Annotated in this window: 6 protein-coding genes; 1 reads left to right on the top strand and 5 read right to left on the bottom strand. The window is 71.8% G+C overall.

Going from position 1 to position 8,710, the window contains the following annotated elements:
* Positions 1 to 11: 11 nt before the first annotated feature.
* From ABZ919_RS03555 to ABZ919_RS03540, 4 genes are read right to left on the bottom strand one after another with little or no spacing between them, the layout of a single operon-like run.
* Positions 12 to 3,113, bottom strand: coding sequence for a type I polyketide synthase (locus ABZ919_RS03555; protein WP_361242195.1), 3,102 nt, complete (start codon positions 3,111 to 3,113; stop codon positions 12 to 14).
* A gap of 52 nt (positions 3,114 to 3,165) precedes the next feature.
* Positions 3,166 to 3,903: a thioesterase domain-containing protein gene (locus ABZ919_RS03550; protein WP_361242192.1), complete on the bottom strand. Its 738-nt coding sequence runs from the start codon at positions 3,901 to 3,903 to the stop codon at positions 3,166 to 3,168.
* Positions 3,900 to 5,150 (bottom strand): cytochrome P450, encoded by a 1,251-nt coding sequence (locus ABZ919_RS03545; protein WP_361242189.1) that lies wholly within the window; start codon positions 5,148 to 5,150, stop codon positions 3,900 to 3,902. The genes ABZ919_RS03550 and ABZ919_RS03545 overlap by 4 nt, the downstream gene beginning before the upstream one ends.
* Positions 5,147 to 5,377 carry a phosphopantetheine-binding protein gene (locus ABZ919_RS03540; protein ID WP_361242186.1) on the bottom strand — a complete coding sequence of 77 codons (231 nt, stop codon included), beginning with the start codon at positions 5,375 to 5,377 and terminating at the stop codon, positions 5,147 to 5,149. The genes ABZ919_RS03545 and ABZ919_RS03540 overlap by 4 nt, the downstream gene beginning before the upstream one ends.
* A 720-nt stretch (positions 5,378 to 6,097) precedes the next feature.
* Between ABZ919_RS03540 and ddaH the strand changes: the two genes are divergently transcribed.
* Complete coding sequence (ddaH, locus tag ABZ919_RS03535) at positions 6,098 to 6,940, top strand: dimethylargininase (RefSeq protein WP_361242183.1); 843 nt, start codon at positions 6,098 to 6,100, stop codon at positions 6,938 to 6,940.
* A 222-nt stretch (positions 6,941 to 7,162) separates the two neighbouring features.
* On the opposite strand, the gene ABZ919_RS03530 is transcribed toward ddaH, so the two are convergent.
* On the bottom strand, positions 7,163 to 8,662 hold the full coding sequence (locus tag ABZ919_RS03530) for an FAD-dependent monooxygenase (protein ID WP_361242181.1): 1,500 nt from the start codon (positions 8,660 to 8,662) through the stop codon (positions 7,163 to 7,165).
* Positions 8,663 to 8,710 lie beyond the last annotated feature (48 nt).

Below are 8,710 nucleotides of genomic sequence, written 5' to 3'. Positions count from 1 at the left end.
AACGGGTGTGGCTACACGTATCCGCGGTCGATGAGTTCGTACAGATCGTGATCAGTGCGGCTTTCCGGGCTCGTTTCCTCCACGGTCTCCGGGGCGTCGGACGGCCCCGGCTCGAGGAGGGAGAAGACATGGCGGCCGAGCGCCTGCGGAGTGGGGTAGGTGAACGCGACGGTGGCCGGGAGCCGCACTCCGGCCGCCGCGGTGAGCCGGTTGCGCAGCCGCACGGCCATCGAGGAGTCGAACCCCAGGTCCTTGAAGGTCTCGGTGGACCTCGCCGCGAGGTCGGCGCCCGTCACATCCGGGTGCTTCACGCTCAGCACCGCCGCCGTCTCGGCGCACACGAGCGTGCGGACCGACAGCTCCGAACCGAGGTCCGCCGCCCGGGCGCCCGTGTCCGGTCCGCCCGTCCGCGCGAGGGAGCCCGGGGGCGGGGCGCCGGTGTCGTCGGGCGCCGCCAGCCAGTACCGCTGCCGCTGGAAGGCGTAGGTCGGCAGGGCGATCCGGCGCGGCCGCTCCGCGGCGAACACCGCCTCCCAGTTCACCGGCACACCCCGCACGTGCAGTTCCGCCAGCGACGCCAGGACCTTGCTCGCGCTGCCGTCGTCCTTGTGCAGGGTGCCCACCACGACCGGCGGGGTGGTCAGCGCGTCGGCGGTCTCCTCCATCGCCACACCGAGCACCGGATGCGGACTGACCTCCACGAACACACCGCCGCGGGTTCGCATCAGGTGTTCGACGACCTCTTTGAAACGCACCGGCGAGCGCAGGTTGTCGTACCAGTACGAGCCGTCGAGCAGCCGTGTGTCGAGCAGCCCCCCGGTGACCGTGGAGTGGAACTCCACCGCCGTTCTCCCCGGCGAGAGGCCCTCGGTGTCCTGGAGCAGACGATCACGGATGCGCTCGACGTGGTGGGAGTGCGACGCGTAGTCCACCTTCACCCGCCGCACCCGGACACCGTCATCGGCCGCCGTCGCGGCGAACCCGTCCAGCGCCTCGTCGTCCCCGGAGATCACCACGGACGCCGGTCCGTTGACCGCGGCCAGGGAGAGCCGCCCGGGCCACTGTCCCAGCCGGTCCCGGACCCATGCGGGGGACGCGGACACCGCACTCATCCCGCCGCCCTGGCCGGCCAGCCGGGTCAGGGCCCGGCTGCGCAGGGCGACGATCCGCGCCGCGTCCTCGAGCGAGAGGGCTCCCGACACGCACGCCGCGGCGATCTCGCCCTGCGAGTGCCCCACCACAGCCGCGGGGACCACTCCGAGCGACCGCCACACCTGCGCCAGCGACACCATCATCGCGAACAGCGTGGGCTGTACGACATCCACCCGGTCCAGCGACGCGGCCGGCTCCGCGCCGGTCACCACGTCCACCAGTGACCAGTCCACCCATGGCGCCAAGGCCCGCGCGCACGCGTCGATCCGGCGCGCGAAGACCTCCGACTCCGCGTACAACCGCCGTCCCATACCGGCCCATTGCGATCCCTGGCCGGGGAACACGAAGACGACGGGGCCCACCGGCCCCGTGGCCACCCCACGGACCGCCCGCTCCGCGTCACGGCCCGCCGCCACCAGGTCGAGGCCGGCCAGCGACTCCGCGCGGGCGCCGCCCAGCACCACCGCCCGGTGCTCGAACAGCGACCGCGTCGACACGAGCGAGTACCCCACGTCGGCCGCCGTCAGCGACGCGTCCGCGGCCACGAGTTCCCGCAACCGGGCCGCCTGCTCCCGCAGTGCCGCCTCCGACCGCGCCGACAGCACCCACGGCAGCGCCCCGGACAGGCCCCCGGAGCCCAAGTCCCGGTCCGCCGCACGAGGTCCGGTCGGCTCCCCGGGTGCCTGCTCGAGGATCACGTGCGCGTTGGTGCCGCCCATCCCGAAGGCGGAAACGCCTGCCCGGCGCGGCCGTCCGGGCGCGCTCGGCCAGGGCCGCGCGGCCCGGAGGACCTCGAAGTCCTCCTGGAAGCCGCCGATGGCGGGGTTCGCAGACCGGAAGTTCAGACTCGGCACCAGCTGACCCCGGTCCACACAGAGCGCCGCCTTCACGAAGCCCACGATTCCCGCGGCCGGCTCCAGGTGCCCGACATTGGTCTTCACCGAGCCGATCGCCAGGGGGCGGCTCCGGCCGGTTTGCCGGAACACCTCGCGCAGGCCGGAGATCTCGGCCGGGTCGCCGAGTCGTGTCCCGGTGCCGTGGGCCTCGACATAGTCGACCTCGTCGAACGCGACGGCCGCGCGTTCGAGCGCGGTCAGCACGGTCGCCGCCTGGGCGCCGGGGCTGGGATCCGGCATCCGGGAGGACGCACCACCGCTGCCGACGCCCCAGCCGCGCACCACCGCATAGATGTGATCACGGTCGGCGACGGCGAGGTCGAGCCGCTTCAGCAGGACGAACGCTCCGCCCTCACCCCGGACGAAGCCGTTGGCCCGTTCGTCGAAGGTGAAGCAGCGGCCGTCGGGCGACAAGGCGCCCAGATTCGCCAGGCCCAGTCCTGCCTCCGGGTCGACGATCAGGTGCACACCACCGGCGATCGCCATGTCGACCGCGCCGCCGCGTATCCGTTCGCACGCCAGCGCCAACGACACCAGGGAGGAGGACTGGCCCGAGTCCGCGCAGAAACTCATGCCGCGCACGTCGAACAGGCTCGAGATCCGGTTGGCGACCAGCGCACCGCTCGAGCCGAGCGCGGCGTAGTGGTCGTCGCGGTCGCTGCCCGACAGCTTGCGCAGCAGCTCGTACCCGGAGGGCGCGGCGCCGACCACGACATCGATCCCGCGGCCCGCGAGCGCGGTCGCCGGGACACGGGCGTCCTCGACGGCCTCCCAGGCGAGCTCCAGCCCCAGCCGCTGCACCGGGTCCATGGCGGCCGCCTCCGCCGGATCCGTACCGAAGAACTCCGCGTCGAACCCGTCGACGGAGTCGAAGAACGAACCCCGGTTCAGGGTGGCGGCGTCGGGGTGGGACGTGTGGTCGAAGGCGCCCGCCCGATGATCCGGGAACCTGCCGACGGTCGACCTCCCTTCGAGCAGGAGGCGCCAGAATCCGTCCAGGTCGTCCACCCCGGGGAAGCGGCACGACATCCCGACGACGGCAATACCGGTGGCAGCGCCACTCATGCGAACCCCTTCCGGTTCCCTCGGCGCACGGCTGTGACGAGCTGCACTGCATTCACCGCCAAGAGGTCAACAGCCTCCGCAGGTCGTCCGGCGCGTGCATGAAGTCGTGGTGGCCGCCGTCGAGAACCCGGACGTCGACCGAATCCGAGTACCGACGCCACCCCTCGAGCTGTTCCTGGTTCACCTCGGGGTCGCCCCGCCAGTGCAGCACCACGATGGGGCATCGCATCACGACGGGCTCCACCCGCCGGTACGCACGCGCGGCGGCGAGATCCTGAAGCAGCACGGCCATGCCCACGTCGACCATGTCCGGCCGCGGCTCGATCCCCCGGCCGCGGACGACCGACTCCAACTCGGCACGCAGCTCGGACTCGGTCATGGTGAGCATCCGGTCGCGCGAGGAGTCGTGCGGCGCCGGCTGGCCGGACACGAAGAAGCAGTCCGGCTGGGGCAGACCCCGTTCGGCGAGCAGGACGGCGGTCTCGAACGCGGGCAGCGCTCCCGCGCAGTGCCCGAAGAACGCGAACGGCCGGTCGAGCAGCGGCACCAGGGGTTCGACCAGGCCGGCGGCGAGGTCCTCGTAGGTGCCGTAGTGGGGGTGGGCCAACCGGTTCTCGCGGCCTGGGAACTGCACGGGGCAGACCTCGGTGTCGTCGAGCGCGGCGGGCCAGGCGCTGAAGGCGGACGCCCCGGCCCCGGAGTAGGGGAAGCAGAAGAGCCGGGCGGGGTGGTCGGTGGACTGCGGCCGGACGAACCACGGCGAGGTGGCGGTGGTGGAGCCGGATGTCATGGCGTCTTTCGTTTCTGGGCGACGATGGGGAGGTGGGTCATCCCGGCGATGAAGTACGACCGCAGGTGCTGCGGTTCGCCGTCGAGCTCGATCGAGTCGAACCGCTGGAGCAGTTCCTCGAAGAAGATGCGCAGGGTCATCCGGGCCAGCGGTGCTCCGATGCAGTAGTGCGGCCCGAACCCGAACGCGACCTGGTGCTTGGCGTCGCTCCGCGTGATGTCGAACTGGTGCGGATCGCCGAAGCGGGACTCGTCCCGGTTGGCCGACCCGATCCAGGCGACGACCGCGCCACGGGCCGGGATCGTGCCCCCGCCGATCTCGGTGTCGTTCACCGCGTACCGCATGAAGTTGCACGCGGCCGACGTCCAGCGCAGCCCCTCCTCGACCAGGTTCGGCACCAGCGACGGGTCGGCCTGCGCCTTCGCGAACTGCTCGGGCCGTTCGACCAGCGCGAGCACCGTGCCCGAGACGGTGTGCGGCGTCGTCACGTTGGCCCCCAGGAGAATGCTGTAGCCGTCGAGGGCGATCTCCTCGTCGGTCAGCGGCGCGTCTCCGGCACGGATGCTCATGAGGTGGTCCAGCAGGCTCCCGTCCTCGCCGCCGGCCGACCGCCGCCGGCCGACCCACTCGGTGACGTAGGTGACGAGTTCGTGGTGGGAGATGGCCAGCGTCGCCGCTTCGCTGCCGTGCTGGAAGTGCGGGTCCGAGGGGGCCGTCACCATCGCGGTCAGCTGCACGAGTTCGTCCCAGTCCCGCTCCGGGATCCCCAGCAGCGGGCCCGCGACGATCATCGGGAGGCGGTGCGCCTTCTCGGCCAGGTCGAAGGTGCCCCCGTCCAGGGCCGGTTCGAGGAAGCGCACGATCGCCTGCCGGATCCGGTCCTGCCAGGAGGCCACCGCCCGCGCCGTGAGCTTGGCTCCGATCGCCCTGCGGACCTGGGTGTGCCGCGGCGGGTCGGTGGATGTCATCAGCTTGCCGGCCGCGACGTCGTCCTGCCCGAGATGCGTGACCACCGTGCCGCGCTCCGAGGTGAACTCACGGTGGTCCCCGAGCACGCGGCAGACGTCCTCGTAGCGGGTCACCGACCAGAACTCCCGCCCGTCGGAGAGGACTTGGTGATGCAGGGGCGCCTTCGCCCGCATCACGTCCCAGATCGGGTGCGGGTCACCCGAGGTGTAGAGGTCCAGGTCGAACAGGTCGACGCGATCGAGGTCGATGTCGCGCCCGGCACCCGGCGTCAACCTCACGTCCGTGCCCTCCCCTGCTCGATCAGCTCGGCGACCCGGGCCGGGGTCTGCGCCAGGTAGAACGCGCGGACGGACAGCTCGACGCCGTAGTCCCGGGCCACCCGGTCGATGATCCGGATCCCGATCAGGGAATTGCCGCCGAGCGTGAAGAAGTCGTCGTCCGCACCCACCTCGCGACCGTCGAGGAATTCCCCCCACAGCGCCGAGATCTCCTGCACGAGTGACACCGGCGCGTTCGAAGGCCCGGCTTGCCCTTCTGGCGCCTCGTCCTGTCCACCTCGGTGTTGCACCCGCGGCCACGATTCCATTGCCAGCCTCTCTTTGCTCCGCCGAACGGGAGTGCGTGCCCGCCCACGCTCTTTCCGGCCCGATCCAGGGCTGTCACCGAAATCACGGCGACTGAAACGCCGGAACGCGTGCTGATAGGACGCCTACTGGTCCTCGACGGCAGCATATTGCGGTACCGGCCGTAGGCGGGCTGCCGCTCGAAGAACGCTGCACTGAGCGGCTGTTGGGGCATTCTCGCGACGCCAAGATAAATGGCCGGGGAAACACAGTGCAAGAGACGACGGTGGGACGCCTGCGGGACTCCGGTCGTCCCGCCGACGGGACAGTAATGCGGCTGCCCGGGCTCTGAGGTCATTCCCGGCGGAGAGGGGCCGGCCTGCGGCGTTCTCGGCCTCGACGCTCCCGTGCTTGCGGGTCCGCCGGCCGTCCGGCGCTGGCGCTGCAGGCGGCGCCCCGTCGGCGAGCCTCGCCCCGGCCGGGGAACCGCACGCCGAGTCGGGCCGCGCGCACCGCAAACTTTCGCGTCACCGGGCGGTCTGCGCGGATTATCTGAACCACACGGGCATTGACTCCGGTGCCGTTGCGTTATTCCATTCCCTGGAATCGCTCCGGAATCAGTTCCGGAATTCACGGCGCTGCACCAGCAGAATGGAGTCAAGGTGTCGCACATACAGTCGGAGCAGAGGGCGCAGGAAGAACGAAAGGCATCGCCTCGGAAATATCTCATGTGCCGTCCCACATACTTCGACGTCACCTACTCGATCAATCCGTGGATGGACCCGGACCGCCCCACCTCGACGGAGACCGGACTGGCCCAGTGGAAAGGGCTCTTCGACACCTTCGCGGGTCTGGGCCATGACGTGCAGCTGATCGAGCCCGTACCGGGACTTCCCGACATGGTCTTCGCCGCGAACGGCGCCATCGTCGTGGACGGCAAGGTGCTCGTCGCGCGTTTCCGGCACCCCCAGCGCCAGGACGAGTCCGCGGCCTACCTGGAGTGGTTCGGCCGCGGCGGCTGGTCCGCGGTCCGGCAGGCGGAGTACGTCAACGAGGGCGAGGGCGACTTCCTCTGGACGGGCCGGGAGATGCTGGCCGGCACCGGTTTCCGCTCCGACCTGCGGGCCCACGACGAGGTGCGCGAGTTCTTCGGCCGCCCCGTGATCGGCCTGACCCTGGTCGATCCGCGGTTCTACCACCTCGACACGGCACTGGCGGTGCTCGGCGACGGCGAGGTCATGTACAACCCGGGTGCGTTCTCTCCGCAGAGCCGGGCCGTGCTGGCCGAGCGGTTCCCCGACGCGATCCTCGCCGACGAGGCCGACGCCGCCGTGTTCGGCCTCAACGCCCTGTCGGACGGCCGCAACGTCGTCCTGCCCCGGGCGGCCACCGGTCTCGCGGCGCAGTTGCGCGAGCGCGGCTACCACGCCATCGGCGCCGATCTCACCGAGCTGCTGAAGGCCGGGGGCAGCGTCAAGTGCTGCACGCTCGAACTCAGGGAATGACGCGCGGGTTCGCGTGAGCGCAGCGCGGTCTGCGGGCTGTCCCGGCAACGGGACAGCGACGCGACCCGCTCCATGACGGCCCTTCGCGGAAGTCCATGACGGCCGCTTCCCGGAAGTGCTCCGCCCGGGCACGGGTCGCCCCGGGCCGGACCGGCACGTCAGCCACTGACACCGGCCGCCCCCGGCGGACACCCACTCCGCCGATCCCCCTCACGCGCTGCCTCACCCCTGCACGGCCGGGCCGAACCACGTGGCGAGGGCGGCCCGGAGGGCCGAGACGTCGGGTGCGGCGCCGGCGGCGGACGCCCAGGCGACATGGCCGTCGGGGCGGATGAGGAGCGCGCCGGGCGCGGGGATCTCGCCCACGGCCGGGACGGCCCAGCGGTCCTCCTCGCTGCGCGCCTCCACGAGGTCGACGCGATCGGCCCAGCCCCCGGCAGCGGCCGCCAGCCGGGCGCCGCCGCGCAGGTCGAGCAGTACGGGGCGGGCGGCGTGCAGCAGCTCGTGGACGCGGGTGGCGCCGTCGGGCGTCTTGAGGTCGGCGTCGGGGACGCGGCGGCCCGTCAGCGGATGGTCGCCGTCGACCGGGTACCGGATGTCCAGTGCGGTGAGCATGCCGCACAGATACCGGTTGACGTCGTCGAACACCATGAGCGAGGCGAACACGTCGCGCAGCGCGTCCGTGTCGGCGCCGGGGCGGGCCAGGGCCGCCTGCGCCCGGGTGTTGTGCAGCACGCGCTCCGCGACGGGGTGGCGCTCGGCGTGGTAGCTGTCCAGCAGGCTCTCCGGCGCCCGGCCGCGCACCACCGAGGCGAGCTTCCAGCCGAGGTTGACCGCGTCCTGCACGCCCATGTTCAGCCCCTGCCCGCCGGCCGGGAAGTGGATGTGCGCCGCGTCGCCCGCGAGCAGCACCCGGCCGTCCCGGTACCGGGCGGCCTGCCGTGCGGCGTCGCCGAACCGGGAGACCCACCGGGGGCTGTGCATGCCGTAGTCCGTGCCGGCGAGTCTGACCAGCGACTCCCGGAGCTGCTCGAACGTCACGGGTTCGTCGCGGTCGGCGACGTGGTCGTACTCCGAGGTGATCACCCGGTACCAGCCCGGTTCGAAGGCGATCACCGAGAAGTCACCGCCCGGAACGCGCCGCACCCAGATGTAGTCCTCGGGCAGATCGGGGAGTTCGACGTCGCCGATCAGCGCGGTCATCGTCGCCGGCGTGCCGGGGAAGGCGATGCCCGACAGCTTGCGTACCGCGCTGCGCCCGCCGTCGCAGCCCACGAGGTAGCGGGCGCGCAGCGTCGCCGGCGCCGCCTCCGTACCCAGCTCGACGGTCACTCCGGTCCCGTCCTGGCGGATCCCGGTCACCTCGGACGACCAGCGCACTCGCACGCCGAGCTCGGCGGCCCACTCCTCCAGCAGCCGCTCGATCGCGGACTGGAGGATCATCAGCGGCCTGGAGTGCCGGGAGTCCGACTCGTCGAAGTCCAGCCAGAGCCCGGAGAAGTGGCCCACCGACTGCAGTTCGCCGACCGCGAGGAAGCGGTCCAGGACGCCGCGCTGGTCCAGCACCTCCAGGGTGCGGGAGTGCATCCCGCCGGCTCGTGACTCGCCCGTCCGCTCCGCGAGCCGCTCGACCACCACCACGTCGACGCCCGCGAGCCGCAGTTCGCAGGCGAGCATCAGACCCGTCGGCCCGGCGCCCGCGATCACCACGTCCGTGTCCATGCCGGTGTCTCCCACGTCGTTCCCCCTCGTTCCGCCGCGCCGTGAGGT

Source organism: Streptomyces sp. NPDC046759 (assembly GCF_040645475.1).
Taxonomy (GTDB): domain Bacteria; phylum Actinomycetota; class Actinomycetes; order Streptomycetales; family Streptomycetaceae; genus Streptomyces.
This window is presented reverse-complemented; position numbering and strand designations above follow the sequence as displayed.